The organism is Streptomyces sp. NPDC058198, from assembly GCF_042882605.1.
Taxonomy (GTDB): domain Bacteria; phylum Actinomycetota; class Actinomycetes; order Streptomycetales; family Streptomycetaceae; genus Streptomyces.
Genome location: NZ_JBHVVP010000004.1, coordinates 433522 through 448504, shown reverse-complemented (window position 1 = coordinate 448504; position 14983 = coordinate 433522). Strand labels below are relative to the sequence as shown.

The window sequence follows — 14983 nt, the reverse complement described above, 5'->3', positions numbered from 1 at the left end:
GCCGCCGTGTGCCACCCGGGCGGTCAGGCCCGCGCCGGTTCCTGCTGCGGAGCTGTCGGGTCCGGGGCCGACTCCGGGTCCGGTGTCGCGTCCGGGGCCGGGTTCGTTCCCAGCGGCAGGGGCGTCGTCGGGTCCGTGTTCACGTTCAGCTCCGCCAGCATCGTCTTCGTGAAGCCGAAGTAGTACGTGGCGACGAAGCCCGCTATGTAGCCGACGAGCAGGCCGCCCGCGTAGATCGCGATCATTTCGCCGAGGCCCTTGTTGCCGTCGAGCAGGGGGAACAGCGCCCAGCCGGACGGGCCGATCGCCGTCGAACCCACCGCGCCGCCGAGCTGGTTGAACAGGCCGACGAAGCCGCCGCCGAACGCGCCGCCGACGCAGGCCGTGACGAAGGGGCGGCCCAGGGGGAGCGAGACGCCGTAGATCAGCGGTTCGCCGACGCCCAGGAAACCGGCCGGGAGGGCGGACTTGATGGTCCTGCGGATCGAGCCGTTGCGGGGGAGGCGGGAGTAGACCGCCGCCGCGGCGCCGACCTGGCCCGCGCCCGCCATCGCCAGGATGGGGAGGAGGACGGTGTAGCCCTGCTGCTCGATCAGGGTCGTGTGGATGGGGATCAGCGCCTGGTGCAGGCCGAGCATCACCAGCGGCAGGAACAGCCCGCCGAGGACGAAGCCCGCGCCGGAACCGCCGTTCGCGAGGAGCCAGTTGGCGAAGTCGCCGATGGCCGTCGAGACCTCACCGGCGACGTACATCAGGCCGAAGAGGGTGACCAGACCGGAGACGAGGACGGTCAGCGTGGGGGTGACCAGGACGTCCAGGGCCTCCGGAACCCACCTGCGGCACCACTTTTCCACGTACACGGCGAGGACCGCCGCGCCGAGCGCGCCCAGCACACCGCCCTGGCCGGGGGAGAGCTTCTGGCCGAAGGCGTCGATGTTCGCGACGCCCGGGAAGACGATGATCGCGGCGACCGCGCCGCCCAGGATCGGCGTACCGCCGAACTCCTTCGCCGTGTTGTAGCCGACGAAGACGGCGATCAGCGACATGAAGCCGGACGCCAGCGCGGCGAGGGCGGGGACGAGGGCGGGCAGCCAGTGGAGGTTCGTCAGCAGGCCGTTGAGGCCGGCGATGATGCCGCAGCCGATGAGGGCGGGGATCAGCGGGACGAAGATGTTGGCGATGCGGCGCAGGAAGAGCTTGAACGGGGTGGCGTTCCTGGCCTTCCGCGCCGCCCTGAGGGCGGCGCCTTGGGCGGCCAGTTCGTCGGCGGTGCCGGTCTTGGGGGGCTCGGGAGTGGGCGCCGGGGCGGCGGCCCGTTCCGCCTCCACCAGGGATTCGAGCTCCGGGGTGACCCGGGCGACCGTGCCCGGGCCGAGGACGATCTGATACGTCTCGTCCTCGACCACGCCCAGGACGGCGGGGAGCGCCTTCAGGGCCTCGTCCTGGACCAGCGAACGGTCGTGCAGACCGAGGCGGAGCCGGGTCATGCAGTGCGCGATGGACGTGATGTTTCCGGCGCCCCCGACGAGCGGGAGGATCGCTTCGGCTGTGGCGCGGTTCTTGTCTGTTGGTGCCATGGTGCGTGGTGCCTTGCTGTGCGAGGGGTGGGGCGGGGCGTTCAATCAGCGGTGTCTGTGCCTGCGGCTGTGCCTGTGTTGGGGCCGGTGTCTGTGGCTGTGCCTGTGCCTGCGGCCTTGAGCGCGGCGCGCAGGTGGCCGTCGGAGTCGGAGAGGAGCGAGGCGGCGGTGGGTCCGTCGACGTCGCCGAGGATGGCGAGGATGGCGTTCTTCACCTCCCCGTCGGTGGCGGCGAGGGCGGCCTCGATCTCGGCGTCTGACGCGCCGGTGGCGAGCGAGACGATCCGGCGGGAGCGGGCGCGCAGCTTCTCGTTGGAGGCGCGGACGTCGACCATCAGGTTTCCGTACGTCTTGCCGAGCCGGATCATGGTGATCGTCGAGATCATGTTGAGCACGAGCTTCTGTGCCGTACCGGCCTTGAGGCGGGTGGAGCCGGTGAGCAGCTCGGGGCCGACGACGACCTCGATGCCGTGCTCGGCCGCCGCGGCCAGCGCGCTGTCCGCGTTGCAGGAGAGGCCGATGGTGAGCGCGCCGAGCCCGCGGGCGTGCTCGACCGCGCCGATCGCGTACGGGGTGCGGCCGGAGGCGGAGATGCCGACGACCGTGTCGAGCGCGGTGAGCTTCATCGCGTCCAGGTCGGCGGCGGCCAGCTCCTTGGAGTCCTCCGCGCCCTCGACGGCCGTCACCATGGCGCCGGGTCCGCCCGCGATGAGGCCGACGACCTCGGCGGGGTCGGTGTTGAAGGTGGGCGGGCACTCGCTGGCGTCCAGCACGCCGAGCCGGCCCGCCGTACCCGCGCCCGCGTAGATCAGCCGGCCGCCGCGGGCGGCCCGGGCTGCGGTGGCATCGATGGCGGCGGCGATGCGGGGGAGCTGGGCGGCGACGGCGGCGGGGACGGTGGCGTCCTCGCCGTTCATGATCCGGGCGATGTCCAGGGTGGGCAGCTGGTCGATCTCGGCCAGCTCGGGGCGGAAGGCCTCGGTGGTGAGGGTGTCGAGCTGCGCGCGGAGTTCGCCGTAGTGCGAGGTCGCGGCGTCGGCGGGCGTGGAGGTCATGAAGAAGCGGCTCTTTCTTCTACGGGTACGGGGCGGGGCGCGGGTGGGCGCGGGTGCCGGGTGCCTGGGGCGCGGGTGCCGGTGGGCGTGGCTGCCGGTGGTGCGGACGGGGCCTGCCGGTCAGCGGGTGCTGCGGGGGCTGTGGCGGTGCGCGAGGGCTTCGTACGACGCGGAGAGGGCCGGGGCGGCCGTCTCGTACGTGCGCTGGGCGACACCTATGAACAGGCAGTCGACGACCAGCAGCTGGCTCGTACGGCTCGACATGGCGGCCGGGCGCAGCTCGCTCTCGCGGGCGGTGGAGGTCGTCAGCACATGGTCGGCGTACTGGGACACGGGACCGTCGGGCCGGCCGGTGATCGCGACCGTCGTCGCACCGCGGTCGAAGGCGACGCGGAGGGGCTCGATGACATCGCCGGTGGAGCCGGAGTGGGTGATCGCGATGGCCACATCGCCGGCGCGCAGCTGCACGGCGTTGGTGACGGCGAGGTGCGGATCGTTGTGGGCGTGGGCGATCAGGCCGATACGCAGCAGCTTCTGGGCGAGGTCCATCCCGACGAGGGCGGACGCGCCGACGCCGTAGATGTCGATCCTGCGGGCGGCGGCTGCCGCGGCGACGACGGCGCCGAGCTGGACGGTGTCGAGCGCGGCGGCCGTGTCGGCGAGGGTCTGCTGCTCGTCGTAGGCGAGCTTGGCGACGACGTCCGCGATGGGGTCGTCGACCGCTATGTCGGCCGTGACGGCGGGGGCGCGGCCGGACTGCTGCTGGGCGGCGAGACCGGCGAGGGCGAGGCGGAGATCGCGGTAGCCGGGGTAGCCGAGGAGCCGGGCGGTACGGACCACGGTGGCCTCGCTCGTACCGGTCAGCCCGGCGAGACCGGTGACCGTGAGGGCGGCGCAGCCGGCCGGGTCGCCGGCCACGGCTTCGGCGACCAGCTGCATGGAGCGGGTCATGGACGGCGCGAGGGTCCGCACCTTGGCGGCGAGGGCGGCGGGCGCGGGCGGGGTAACACCGCTGAAACTTTCCTTCACGTCTTGGGTCACCTCTGAAAGATATTTTCGAAATTGGCTGGTAGTCAACCCCCCCTGTTTCGGTCCGGCTCACGACCGTGTGCCCGGCGAACGGGTGACAATGGCTTGATGGACGACGCGAACCCAGATATGAATCCCGCTGCGGATCCCGATACGGATCCCGGTGCTCAGCCGGACGTGAACGCCGAGGTGAACCCTTTGGAGCAGGCGCTGCACGCCGCCCGAGCCCTGGTGCTGGCCGACCTCGCCGCGAGTGATGTCGCCCGCGCGGACGTCGTGTCCCTGGTCGAGGAGTCGGTCTCGCACCGCCGCTGGTGGGTCGAGCAGTGGCCGGAAGGCGCCACGTACGTGGCCGGGCTGGTCGCCCAGGATGTCCAGGACGCACTGTTGGAGCGGTACGGACGCTGGCCGCTCTGCCCGGTCTGCGAGGAGGCCGAGCCGCACGCGCTCGACGTGGAACCGGAGCTGGGGCCCGATCCGCACTGGGTGTGCGTGAAGGCGGCAGTGGCGGTCGCGGCGGTGGGCGCGCTGGGCGCGACGGGTCAGGCGGGGCCGGCGGGCCGGGCGGGGACTTCGTGACGGTCTACATCGACCCGCCCACCTGGCCGGGCCATGGACGTCTGTGGTCGCACCTGGTCAGCGACGTCTCGTTCGACGAACTGCACGCCTTCGCCGCGTCCATCGGCTGCCCGCCGCGCGCCTTCGAACGGGACCACTACGACGTCCCGTCGCGGCACTACGAGGACGCGGTGCGCGCGGGCGCGGTGGAGATCGGCTCCAAGGAACTCGTACGCAGGATCACGGAGGCGGGCCTACGCCGCCCAAAGGGCCGCCCGGCCGCCTAGGCCCTGTCCGGTCGCACCTAGCGGCCGGCCGTTGTGCTGTAGACGGCGAGCGCGAGTACGGCGATCACGCAGGCGATGATCACCCAGGAAGTGAAGCTCGTATGCCTCCTGCCGCGCCCCGACCGCGCGGGCTTCCCGGATCTCCCGGATCTCCCGGACCGCGCGGGCTTTCCGGATCGGCGGGACGCCGCGGCAGGTGTTACGTCGGCCGTCGTTTCGGCGAGCAGTCGGCGGCAGGTGGCGGCGAGTTCACCCGTACCGGCGGAGAGTGGCACCACAGCCTCCGAACGCGCCGGGGCGGTGGTGCCGCCGTCCAGGATGCGTCCCGCGCGGACGAGGATCTCGCCCTGGCCGCCCGCGGGGGCCAGACTGATCCAGCGCTGCACGTGCTCGCCCCGGATGACCACACCCCCGGACCGTTCCCGGTACACGGTGTGCTCCCGCCAGAGCAGCCCCGCCAAACCCCCTGCGATGTCCCTGAGTTGTGCACCCACGGCCCCCACCCCCCACCCCTTCGCCATGCGGCGAATCAAACAAACATCGCACTCTAGCGCCGTGGCCCCTGGCTGGGGTTCGGGGGGCTGGGGGTCGGCCCGGTCTGACGACTCAGGAGTGACAGAGCAGGTCGACGACGACGGCCTCGGCGTCGAGGCCGTCGAGATAGCGGTTGGCTTGTTCCCAGTGGCCGTCTGTGTCCGCGTCCATCCACGAGCCGTCAAGGGTGACCAGGGCGAAGCCGGGCACGGCGCACCGGACCGCCCACAGCCGGGCTTCCTCGTGTTCCTGCGCGAAGTAGGCGAGCGGGTCGTTGAGCAGGAACGACGTGCCAAAGTGCGGGTCTCCCGCGACGGCCCGCTGAGCCACGTCCTGCACCAGCGGCTGGACCAGATGATCCTTCCTGGCGTCTGCCAGGGAGTACCTTTCAGGATCGGCCTCGTGGCGAGCATGGAAGTCGGTGAGCGGGCGGGCCGGCGGGTGTATCGCGGTCAGCTCGGTCCAAGCGGCGAGCCGGGCGTCATGCGCGCGCGCCGCTCGTTTCCGCATACCGTCGAAGTCGAGCAGACCCCGAGGCCCGCCGTAGCATTCCAGCGGCCCGAGGGCATCGAGCTTGGCCTTCCTGCGCGGCACGGTTGAGGCCGTGACGAGCCTGCGGTCGCCGTCGTGCGGAGGCAACACGAGGTAGGCGTTGCCCGCGCTGGAGTGGATGGCCCACCAGTCCCAGTGGCCGACCGGATTCCATTCCTCGGTGAGGTCGGCGTTGTAGGGCGCCATGGCGGCAGCTATCGCCTGTGGAACCTTCCGAGGCGCGGTCGGCGGCAGGCACACAGTGGCGAAGAACTTGGTCATGCGCGGGAGCGTAAGCCCCGGGATGTGTCCGCCCGCGTGACTTTCACCTCGTCGGATCGCTGTCCCGGCCTGGGGCCACCCGCCCGCCGGCGCAAAGGCTCACGCGGCGGACGGCCACCCGGCTTCGACAAGCAGCGCTACAAGAAACGCAACACCGTCGAGCGGGCCATCAACAAGCTGCGACCAGACAGGACCTAGTCGATGTCCATGAAGTCGGGGGCGTCCGGGCCCGTCAGGTCGTCCTCGCCTCGGGTCATGGGTGTGTCGGGCGGTGCGTCCTGCATCTCGATGTCGCTGACCGGGTCGACTTCACCTTCGACCACGCCCGGGCCCGGGTCGTAGTTGGGGTTCGGGATGTAGCCCTGGGGGCCGTCCGTCCACGCGCCCCTGATGTATTTCGGGTCGATCCCGCCGGGGAAGGCGATCTCCTCCTGGTCCGGGTAAGGAGACTGGTCTCCATAGGTGGCGTTGACATCGATTCCGCTGGTGGGCGTCCGGATGTCATAGGTGTACTTCGCACCCCAACTCAAGGCGAGGTTGCCCGAAGTCGAGGTGGAGACGTATATCGCGGGCTGGTTGGTCAGTACGTAGTTGTCCAGGTCCGCGTTGTAGTCGTTCTTGGGCTGGAAGCCCTGCTCGAAGATTTCCGAGGGGTCGCGGTTGTCCGAGCGGAAGAGGGGCTCGTTCGTGGTGCGGTAGACGGCGTAGTCCGGGATGCCGTCCCAGTTGACCTCGGGGTTGGCGGCGATCTCGCGGTGGTCGTCCTCGGTGGGGCAGTTGTCCGGGCTCGTCATCTCCGTGTCGGAGTCCGGATTTTCCGGCTCGGGCCGGGTGTCCTCCGACATGGTGTCGTCGAACGCGTCCCGCGCCGCGTCCTCGGCTTCTCGGTACGTGTCGTAGCCGGGGAGGGAAAGCCGGGACATCGCGTCGATCAGCTCGGCTATGCCGCCGTCCCCGTCGTCTTCGGGCGCGGCGATGAAGGTGTGACTACTGACCGTGGCGTAGCTGTAGCTGGAGCTGGCGCGGACGGTGCCGGCGGCCGTTGGCGTCTTCACCGTGGTGGAGAAGGACGCCTTCGTGGCGATGGGCCGCTGGGAGAACAGCTGCGAAGCCAGTCCCTTACCGTCGCCGCACTTGTCCTTCTCGTCGTCGTCCTTGTCGTCGCCCTTGTCCTTGTCGTCCTTCTTGTCGTCGTTCCCGCCGGTGGAGCTGCCGCCGCTGCTGCTACTACCGGAACTGCCGCTGGCTCCGCCGGAACTGCCGCCGCTGCTACCGCCGGTGCTGCTTCCGCCGCTCGCCCCGCCGGAGCTGCCGCCGGAGATCCCGCCCGAGATTCCTCCGGAAATTCCTCCGGAGATCCCGCCGCTGCTTCCGCCACTCGCTCCGCCGGAGCTTCCGCCGCTGCTGCTACCGCCGGAGGAACTACCGCCGGAGCTGCTTCCGCCGCTGGAGCTGCCACCGCTGCTGCTGCCACCGCTGCTGCCGCCGGAACTGCCGCCGCTGCTACCTCCAGAGCTGCCGCCGGAACTGCCGCCGGAACTGCCGCCGGAACTGCCGCCGGAGCTGCCGCCGCTCGCTCCGCCGGAGCTTCCGCCGCTGCTGCTACCGCCGGAGGAATTGCCACCGGAAGAGCTACCGCCGGAAGAGTTGCCACCGGAAGAGCCGCCCGAGGCGCCGCCCACGGCAGCCGTGTCATCGTCGTCGTCGTTCCCGCCGGTGGAGCTTCCGCCGCTGCTGCCGCCGGAACTGCCGCTCGCTCCGCCGGAGTTACCGCCGCTGCTGTTGCCGCCCGAGGCGTTACCGCCGGAGTTACCGCTTCCGCCGGAGGAGCCGCCCGAGGCGCCGCCCACGGCGGCCGTGTCATCGTCGTCGTCGTTCCCGCCGGTCGAGTTCCCACCGTTGGAGCTGCCACCGCTGGAACTTCCGCCTGTGGAGTTACCGCCGCTGTCGCTGCTGCCGCCGGCCCCACCGGAACCGCCACTCGCCCCACCCGAAGGGTCGCCGCCCGACGAATTACCGCCGTTGCTACCGCCGCTGCTGCCGCCGCTCGTCCCGCCGGAGCTGCCGCCGCTCGAACCAGTCCCGCCGCTCCAACCGGCGTCACCGCCATTGGAGTTCCCGCCGTTGGAGCCTCCGCCGTTCGCCCCGGTGCCACCAGCGGAACCGTTTCCGCCACCGCCACCGCCACCACCGCCACTACCACCACCGGTACTGCCGCCGCCGTCGCCACCCTCTCCGGCGACAACCGTGGTGCACGTGCTGCCGGTCACGCTGCAGATCGCGGAGTGCAGTTCGGCGGAGATCCGGGGACCGATGCCGGCCAGGGATATCGTCCCGATGATCGCCACCACCATGGCGATGAGTCCCAGGTATTCGACCGCTGTCTGACCGCGGTCGCGGCGCCACTTGATCAGGTGCGGCAGCGACGGAAGCGTGAGACGGGACAGCAGTCCGCCGGTCGGCGGTGCCGGGGGCAGCCGGAGGTACTGCGGAAGCTCGAACCACGCGCGGCTGTGCCTGCCGGCGATCAGCGTCAACACCGCGCAGGGAAGCAGCATTTGGCTGAAGCCGCGCCCGGAGCCGATGTACAGGTTGACCAGGCTGCCGAGCAGGAGTCCCAGCGGTAAGGCGAGCAGGCCGAACCACACCCCCCTGCCACCGGTCCGTATGAGCTGGGCGAGCACCAGGCCCAGGATGCCGGGCGCGAGCGCGTACAGAGCCAGCAGGAACAGTCCGGGGGTCATGGGGCCCCGGCCGAGCATGGATATGAGAAGGCTGAGGCCGCCCGTCACCGTAATGGCGAACATCAGGTGCAGCAGGATCCGCGCCGCGCCGAGTGTGCGCGGCAGCTCCCGTAGGTCACCCCGCGCTCCGGCGCCTTGCAGGGTCAAGACGTCTGACTCGGACACAGGGAAGCCCCTTACGAGTTGGTACCGGCAGTCCGCCGACGGCGTTGAGCCACCGCTCCCCCGAGCGTGAGAAGCCTAGGTACGGACAGGCCCAGCCGAAAGGGCCCCAGGGCCTACTCGGGGGCCCAACCACGCGATGAACCATGCTGGGCCCCGGGGCAGTTCGCCCCGTCCCTTCGCTCGCTCTTTCAGAGGGAGCGAAGCCAGCGCTCGTGCGCCTCTTTCTGCGCGTCCACGGTGGTGACGGCCGACGGCGGGGCGTCGTCGAAGAGGTTCACCATGGCGTCGCGCCGACCCGGCGTTCCGTGCCGCAGCAGATAGGCACGGCTGCTTCCGGAGCCCCGGAGCATGCCGCTCTGGGCGACGTCGGGGCGCGCCGCGTTGAGCGCCAGCAGCCAGCGCTCGCCTTCCAGTTCACGTCGTACGGTGTCCAGCGCCGCCACCAGGTCGTGACCCTGCGCCTCAACCGCTCCCCAGGGGCCGTCCGCCCTGACCGTGTACGACTCCGCGCGCGCGTCGACCGCCCAGGTCAGCGTGGCGACGGCGCGTTCCTCTCCACGGACCGCCGTTACGTCGTCGCGGTGTCCGAGCACGTTCTCGTCACTCATCGGTCGTCTCCTTCGCGGGCCGGTGGCCCTGGCGGACAGCCTTCAGGTCCCGGCCGAGGGGAGCCGATATTAGCCGCGCCCCGTCGTGGCGGTTCCGCCGGAAGCGATCCCGTCCGACGCGATTCCGTTCGACGTGATTCCGTCCGGCGCGATTCCGTTCGACGGGATCCTGTCAGACGCGCTGTCGATGGACGTGGTCTGGAGCGAGCCCGTGACGATCCGGGTGTCGGCCCTGCGGTGGTAGCGCAGCGACAGGACGGTCAGGCCGATCGCGGCCACCGCCATCGCCGCGCCCGCCCATGCCGTCGAGGCGAAGCCGAAGTCCGCGTCGATCGCCGCGCCGCCGAGCCAGGGGCCGCCCGTGTTGCCCAGGTTGAAGGCGGCGGTGGTGGTGGCGCCGGCGAGGGTGGGGGCCGCGGCGGCGATGTTGAACATACGGGCGTTGAGCGCCGGAGCCGTATAGAAGGTCGAGACGCCGAGGAGGAAGGTCAGGATGATGACGGCGACGGGGTTCGAGGCGGTGAGCGCCAGGGCGACCAGCAGGACCGTCGACGCGGTGATTCCGCTGATCATGACGCCGAAGAGGTGCGCGTCCGCGTACCGGCCGCCGATCGCCGTACCGACGAGCGCGCCGACGCCGAAGAGCGCGAGCACGGTCGGCACCCAGCCGCTGTCCAGGCCCGCCACCTCGGTCAGCAGCGGGGCGAGGTAGGAGAACGCGCAGAAGACGCTGCCCGCGGCGAACGCGGTGATGGCGATGGCGAGCCAGACCTGACGGTCGCGGTAGATGGTCAGCTCCCGCTTGAGCTGCGGCTTCTCGGCGGGGAGCGGGATGCGTGGGATCAGCGTCAGCACGCCGATCAGCGCGATGGCGGAGGCCGCGCCGACCGCCCAGAACGCCGAGCGCCAGCCGAGGTGTTCGCCGAGGAACGCGCCGGCCGGGACGCCGAGTACGTTCGCGATGGAGAGCCCGCCGATCATCACGGCCATGGCGCGGGCGCGTGCGTTGAGCGGGACCATGGCGATGGCGACGGCCGCGCCGACCGCCCAGAATCCGGCGCAGGCGAAGGCGCTGATGACGCGGGACGCGAAGAGCACCTCGTACGTCGGGGCGAGCGCGCCCGCCACCTGGCCGACGCCGAAGACCGAGATCAGCGTGATCAGGGTGGTACGGCGGGGCAGCCGCAGGGTGGCCACGGCGAGCAGCGGGGCGCCGACCACCATGCCGATCGCGAACGCGGAGATGAGGAGTCCGGCCGTCGGGATGGACACGTCCATGTCGTCGGCGAGGGCCGGCAGCAGACCGGAGAGCATGAACTCACTCGTGCCGAGCGCGAAGACCGAGAGGCCCAGGATGTAGACGGCGAGCGGCATTCCGGCGCGGACGGGTGCGCTTCGATCGGCGGAGTCTGGCATGACAGGTGCCAACGTGCGGGTCAGGCGTTACATTCCCGGCTCCGGTGTGCTGTGCGTCTCGCCCGTGGCGGGTTCGTGGCGGGTTCGGCGGCGGGTTCGGTGGTGCGTTCGCGGCGGGTTCGGCGGCGCCGGCTCGGGCGGCTCAGGCGGTGAGTGTGCGCAGCTCGGCCGCCAGGTTCTCGCGGGCGCGCGCCTCCCACTCCGCCAGGCCGTGCGGGGTACGGAACAGGCTCGGCAGGGCGAGCAGTTGCTCCAGTACGGCGGCCCGGCCGGTGCGGAAGGCGTCGTCCGGGACGAAGCCGTACTCCTCCCGTACGGCTGCCGCGTAGGCGGCGTACGCGGCGGGGGCCCCGGCCAGGACGGCGAGGTCGGCGTCGCACAGGACGGCGCCGTTCCGGTCGCCGGGCTCGGCGGCGTGGCTGGTGGTGAGCCGGACGAGCCGGGCGACCTCGTGCGTACGGTCCTGGTTCAGACCGGCCTCGGGAAGGGCGACTTCGGCGAGGCGGGCGGAGCGTTCCTCGTTCTCGGAGCGGTCGGGGCGGTAGACGGCGTCGTGGAACCAGGCGGCGAGGCGGACAAGATCGGGGTCGTCCGCGTACGCGGCGAGCGTGTCGATGTGGTCCAGGACGGCGAGCAGGTGATCCGTGGTGTGGTACCGCCGCTGCGGCTCGGCCCAGCGGGCGAGGAGGCGGTCGGCGTAGTCGTACGGGTCTGCGTAGTCGTGCGGGTCGGCGTGCGGGTCGGTGTGCGCGGCTCCGTCGCGGAGAGCGAGGAGCGCCGTCGCGAAACGGCCGCGGAGATCGGGGTCGGAGTCGGGCATGGGACGACGATAGAGCGGGGCCCCGGAACGGAGGGGTTCCGGGGCCCGGCGCGTATCCGATGCGTATCCGGCACGTGTTCGGTGGGACAGGGCTCAGGAGGCCTTGAAGCCGCGCAGTCGCAGCGAGTTGCCGACGACGAAGACCGACGAGAAGGCCATGGCCGCGCCCGCGATCATCGGGTTCAGCAGCCCGGCCGCGGCGAGGGGCAGCGCGGCCACGTTGTAGGCGAAGGCCCAGAACAGGTTCGTACGGATGGTGCCGAGGGTGCGCCGCGCGAGGCGGATGGCGTCCGCGGCGACGCGGAGGTCACCCCGTACGAGCGTGAGGTCGCCGGCCTCGATGGCGGCGTCCGTGCCGGTGCCCATGGCGAGGCCCAGGTCCGCCTGGGCGAGTGCGGCGGCGTCGTTCACGCCGTCGCCGACCATGGCGACGGACCTGCCCTCGGCCTGGAGCTTCTTGATGACCTCGACCTTGTCCTCGGGCATGACCTCCGCGATGACCTGATCGATGCCGACCTCGGCGGCGACGGACTCCGCGACGGCCTTGTTGTCGCCGGTGAGCAGGATGGGAGTGAGGTTCAGGGCGCGCAGCCGGCGTATCGCTTCCGCGCTGGTCTCCTTCACCGCGTCGGCGACTTCGATCACGGCCCGTGCCTCGCCGTCCCAGGCCACGGCGATTGCCGTACGGCCCGCCGCCTCGGCGGACCGCCTGGCCAGGTCCAGCGGCTCGGGAAGGTGGATCTCCCACTCCGCGAGCAGCTTCGGCCGGCCGACGAGGACGGCGTGGCCCTCGACCACCCCCTGGACGCCGAGTCCGGGGATGTTCGCGAAGTCCTCGGGGACGGGCAGCGTACCGACGCGCTCGGCGGCGCCGTCCGCGACAGCGCGGGCGATGGGGTGCTCGGAGGCGTGCTCCAACGCGCCCGCCAGCCGCAGGACCTCGGACTCCTCGGTGTGCTCGGCGGTGTGGGTGGCGAGGAGGGTCATCCGGCCGGTGGTGACGGTGCCGGTCTTGTCGAGGACGATCGTGTCGGCGCGGCGGGTGGATTCCAGGACCTCGGGCCCCTTGATGAGGATGCCGAGCTGCGCGCCGCGTCCGGTGCCGACCATGAGCGCGGTCGGGGTGGCCAGACCGAGGGCGCAGGGGCAGGCGATGATCAGTACGGCCACGGCGGCCGTGAAGGCGGCCGTCAGGCCGCCGCCGGTGGCGAGCCAGAAGCCGAGCGTGGCGAGCGAGAGGACCATCACGACCGGTACGAACACGGCGGAGATCCTGTCGGCGAGCCGCTGGGCCGCGGCCTTGCCGTTCTGCGCGTCCTCCACCATGCGGGCCATGCGGGCGAGCTGGGTGTCGGAGCCGATGCGGGTGGCTTCGACGACGAGCCGGCCGCCCGCGTTGAGCGTGGCGCCGGTCACGCCGTCGCCGACGGAGACCTCCACGGGGACGGACTCTCCGGTGAGCATCGACGCGTCGATGGCGGAGGAGCCTTCGACGACGGTGCCGTCCGTGGCGATCTTCTCTCCGGGCCGTACGAGGAAACGGTCGCCGACCCGCAGCTGCGAGGTGGGGAGCGGGACCTCGCGTCCGTCCCGGAGGACGGTGACTTCCTTCGCGCCCAGCTCCAGCAGCGTACGGAGCGCGGCTCCCGCCTTGCGCTTGGAGCGGACCTCGAAGTAGCGGCCGGCCAGGATGAAGGCGGTGACGCCGGCGGCGGCTTCGAGGTAGATGTTCCCGGCGCCGTCGGTGCGGGCGATGGTCAGCTCGAAGGCGTGGGTCATGCCGGGCATGCCCGCCATGCCGAAGAACAGCGCCCAGAGCGACCAGAGGAACGCGGCCGACGTACCGACGGAGATGAGGGTGTCCATCGTCGCGGCGCCGTGGCGGGCGTTGGTCCAGGCGGCGCGGTGGAAGGGCCAGCCGGCGTAGGTGACGACGGGGGCGGCGAGGGTGAGGGACAGCCACTGCCAGTAGGTGAACTGGAGGGCGGGGATCATTGCCATGGCGATGACGGGTACGGAGAGGACGACGGCGGTGATCAGCCGCTGACGGAGGGGCCGGAGCTCGGCGTCTTCGGCGTCCTCGACGTCCTTCGCGGCGCTCTGCGCGTCTTCCGGAGCGGGCTCCTGGGCGGTGTAACCGGTGGCTTCGACGGTGGCGATCAGGTCCTGGACAGTGAGACCGTCGCCGACCTGGTAGCTGACCTTGGCCTTCTCGGTGGCGTAATTGACGGTGGCCTCGACGCCCGCCATGCGGTTGAGCTTCTTCTCGATGCGGGCCGCGCAGGAGGCGCAGGTCATGCCGCCGATGGTGAGCTCGACTTCGGCTGGTGTGCCGGCGGGTTCCTTGGCTTGTGCGCCGGGGCGCGCGCCGGTGGTCCGTGTGAGGCTCATGGCTGACGGCTCCTTGTCATCGATCCCTGTGCATCTTACCCCCTAGGGGTATTGCGCTCCTTCAGGTATACCCCCCTACGGTATGCAATTCAAGGGTGTGCACTGATGCGCCGGGGTGCGCGGGCCCTTAGGCTGGGACATTGGACTAGACCTATAGCTAGCCTGTCGTCGCCATCTATCCATACGAATGAGGTCTCATGAGCAAGCGCGCAGTCCTGGAGGTGATCGCTCTCGACGCGGAGGACGCCGTCGCCGCCCGGAGCGGAGGTGCGGACCGCCTTGAGCTCGTCACCGACATGGCCGCGGACGGGCTGACCCCGTCCCGCGAGACCTTCGCGAAGATCCGCGACGCCGTCGACATCCCGCTGCGGGTGATGCTGCGGCTGGCGGACGGTTTCTCGGTGGGCGAACCGGGCGGGCCCGACGGGGTGGACGCGCTGGTGGACGCGGCGCGGGGGATGCGGGCGGAGGGGGCGGAGGAGTTCGTGTTCGGCTTCCTCGACGCGGACGGCACGCCGGACCTGGTCACGGTGGAGCGGCTGGTCGCGGAGCTGGACGACTGCCGGTGGACCTTCCACCGGGCGATCGACCGCGCGAGCGACCGGAACGCGCTGCGCCTGCGGCTGGCGGACATGCCGGGCCTGGACACGTACCTCACGGCGGGCTCGCCGGCGGGCGTGGACGAGGGCCTGCCGACGCTACTGGCGGAAGCGGCGGCGTCGGGGTGGGGCGAGGCGGGCTACGAGGCGCGACTGATGGTCGGCGGCGGCCTGCGGCTGGACCACTTGCCGGTGCTGCGGTCGGCGGGCGTGGACGCGTTCCACATCGGCGGCGCGGCAAGGCCGGCGGGCTGGTCGGGTTCGGTCTCGGCGGAGGCGGTACGGGGATGGCGCAAGGCGCTGGACGCGTAACCGCCGGCTCTCCCCCTCCCCGCCCCTTCCCCGACCCCGGGCCAAGCCCCGCCCCCCCGGAAGACCTCGGGCCCC

Annotated in this window: 13 protein-coding genes and 1 pseudogene; 4 read left to right on the top strand and 10 right to left on the bottom strand. The window is 71.4% G+C overall.

From position 1 onward, the window contains the following. Nucleotides 1-23: 23 nt before the first annotated feature. The 3 genes from ACFVWW_RS18105 to ACFVWW_RS18095 all read right to left on the bottom strand — a co-directional run bounded on the left by ACFVWW_RS18105 (nt 24) and on the right by ACFVWW_RS18095 (nt 3673). Entirely contained in the window at nt 24-1577 is a 1554-nt protein-coding gene (locus ACFVWW_RS18105) for a PTS transporter subunit EIIC (RefSeq protein WP_386878600.1), read from the bottom strand. A 41-nt stretch (nt 1578-1618) separates the two neighbouring features. Next, entirely contained in the window at nt 1619-2632 is a 1014-nt protein-coding gene (gene murQ / locus ACFVWW_RS18100; protein WP_384178713.1) for an N-acetylmuramic acid 6-phosphate etherase, read from the bottom strand. Between the two features lie 120 nt (nt 2633-2752). After that, nucleotides 2753-3673 carry a MurR/RpiR family transcriptional regulator gene (locus tag ACFVWW_RS18095; protein WP_384178715.1) on the bottom strand — a complete coding sequence of 307 codons (921 nt, stop codon included), beginning with the start codon at nt 3671-3673 and terminating at the stop codon, nt 2753-2755. Between the two features lie 117 nt (nt 3674-3790). On the opposite strand from ACFVWW_RS18095, the gene ACFVWW_RS18090 reads away from it, so the two are divergent. Together ACFVWW_RS18090 and ACFVWW_RS18085 are read left to right on the top strand one after the other, a co-directional pair. Beyond that, a complete protein-coding gene (locus tag ACFVWW_RS18090) occupies nt 3791-4240 on the top strand; it encodes a hypothetical protein (protein WP_384179072.1) in 450 nt (149 codons plus the stop codon). Further along, on the top strand, nt 4237-4506 hold the full coding sequence (locus ACFVWW_RS18085) for a DUF4031 domain-containing protein (RefSeq protein WP_384178717.1): 270 nt from the start codon (nt 4237-4239) through the stop codon (nt 4504-4506). Before ACFVWW_RS18090 ends, ACFVWW_RS18085 begins: the two co-directional genes overlap by 4 nt. A 17-nt stretch (nt 4507-4523) precedes the next feature. Here the strand turns inward: ACFVWW_RS18085 and ACFVWW_RS18080 are convergent, their stop codons facing one another. After that, nucleotides 4524-5000 carry a hypothetical protein gene (locus tag ACFVWW_RS18080; RefSeq protein WP_386878601.1) on the bottom strand — a complete coding sequence of 159 codons (477 nt, stop codon included), beginning with the start codon at nt 4998-5000 and terminating at the stop codon, nt 4524-4526. Nucleotides 5001-5112: 112 nt separating this feature from the next. Beyond that, the gene (locus tag ACFVWW_RS18075; RefSeq protein WP_386878602.1) at nt 5113-5853 is read right to left on the bottom strand and encodes a hypothetical protein; all 741 of its coding nucleotides are present in this window, start codon (nt 5851-5853) and stop codon (nt 5113-5115) included. A gap of 84 nt (nt 5854-5937) precedes the next feature. Between ACFVWW_RS18075 and ACFVWW_RS18070 the strand changes: the two are divergent. After that, nucleotides 5938-6036 (top strand): annotated as a pseudogene (locus tag ACFVWW_RS18070) (IS5/IS1182 family transposase); the annotation flags it as partial. Nucleotides 6037-6047: 11 nt separating this feature from the next. Here ACFVWW_RS18070 and ACFVWW_RS18065 read toward each other — a convergent pair. The 5 genes from ACFVWW_RS18065 to ACFVWW_RS18045 all read right to left on the bottom strand — a co-directional run bounded on the left by ACFVWW_RS18065 (nt 6048) and on the right by ACFVWW_RS18045 (nt 13997). Then, nucleotides 6048-8762, bottom strand: a complete 2715-nt coding sequence (locus ACFVWW_RS18065; protein ID WP_386878603.1) for a hypothetical protein — start codon at nt 8760-8762, stop codon at nt 6048-6050. Nucleotides 8763-8950: 188 nt separating this feature from the next. Further along, a complete protein-coding gene (locus ACFVWW_RS18060; protein WP_386878604.1) occupies nt 8951-9370 on the bottom strand; it encodes a hypothetical protein in 420 nt (139 codons plus the stop codon). A 69-nt stretch (nt 9371-9439) separates the two neighbouring features. Next, nucleotides 9440-10744: a Cmx/CmrA family chloramphenicol efflux MFS transporter gene (locus ACFVWW_RS18055; protein WP_386878707.1), complete on the bottom strand. Its 1305-nt coding sequence runs from the start codon at nt 10742-10744 to the stop codon at nt 9440-9442. 184 nt (nt 10745-10928) lie between these two features. Beyond that, nucleotides 10929-11606 carry a hypothetical protein gene (locus tag ACFVWW_RS18050; RefSeq protein ID WP_386878605.1) on the bottom strand — a complete coding sequence of 226 codons (678 nt, stop codon included), beginning with the start codon at nt 11604-11606 and terminating at the stop codon, nt 10929-10931. A gap of 93 nt (nt 11607-11699) precedes the next feature. Further along, nucleotides 11700-13997, bottom strand: a complete 2298-nt coding sequence (locus tag ACFVWW_RS18045) for a heavy metal translocating P-type ATPase (protein ID WP_386878606.1) — start codon at nt 13995-13997, stop codon at nt 11700-11702. A gap of 197 nt (nt 13998-14194) precedes the next feature. Between ACFVWW_RS18045 and ACFVWW_RS18040 the strand changes: the two genes are divergently transcribed. Further along, the gene (locus ACFVWW_RS18040; RefSeq protein ID WP_384332027.1) at nt 14195-14908 is read left to right on the top strand and encodes a copper homeostasis protein CutC; all 714 of its coding nucleotides are present in this window, start codon (nt 14195-14197) and stop codon (nt 14906-14908) included. Nucleotides 14909-14983: the final 75 nt, after the last annotated feature.

Coding starts and splice junctions, on each gene's coding strand:
- ACFVWW_RS18050 (WP_386878605.1), bottom strand. CDS start 11,606: ATGCCCGACTCCGACCCCGATCTCCGCGGCCGTTTCGCGACGGCGCTC.
- ACFVWW_RS18105 (WP_386878600.1), bottom strand. CDS start 1,577: ATGGCACCAACAGACAAGAACCGCGCCACAGCCGAAGCGATCCTCCCG.
- ACFVWW_RS18060 (WP_386878604.1), bottom strand. CDS start 9,370: ATGAGTGACGAGAACGTGCTCGGACACCGCGACGACGTAACGGCGGTC.
- ACFVWW_RS18045 (WP_386878606.1), bottom strand. CDS start 13,997: ATGAGCCTCACACGGACCACCGGCGCGCGCCCCGGCGCACAAGCCAAG.
- ACFVWW_RS18040 (WP_384332027.1), top strand. CDS start 14,195: ATGAGCAAGCGCGCAGTCCTGGAGGTGATCGCTCTCGACGCGGAGGAC.
- murQ (WP_384178713.1), bottom strand. CDS start 2,632: ATGACCTCCACGCCCGCCGACGCCGCGACCTCGCACTACGGCGAACTC.
- ACFVWW_RS18075 (WP_386878602.1), bottom strand. CDS start 5,853: ATGACCAAGTTCTTCGCCACTGTGTGCCTGCCGCCGACCGCGCCTCGG.
- ACFVWW_RS18090 (WP_384179072.1), top strand. CDS start 3,791: ATGAATCCCGCTGCGGATCCCGATACGGATCCCGGTGCTCAGCCGGAC.
- ACFVWW_RS18055 (WP_386878707.1), bottom strand. CDS start 10,744: ATGCCGCTCGCCGTCTACATCCTGGGCCTCTCGGTCTTCGCGCTCGGC.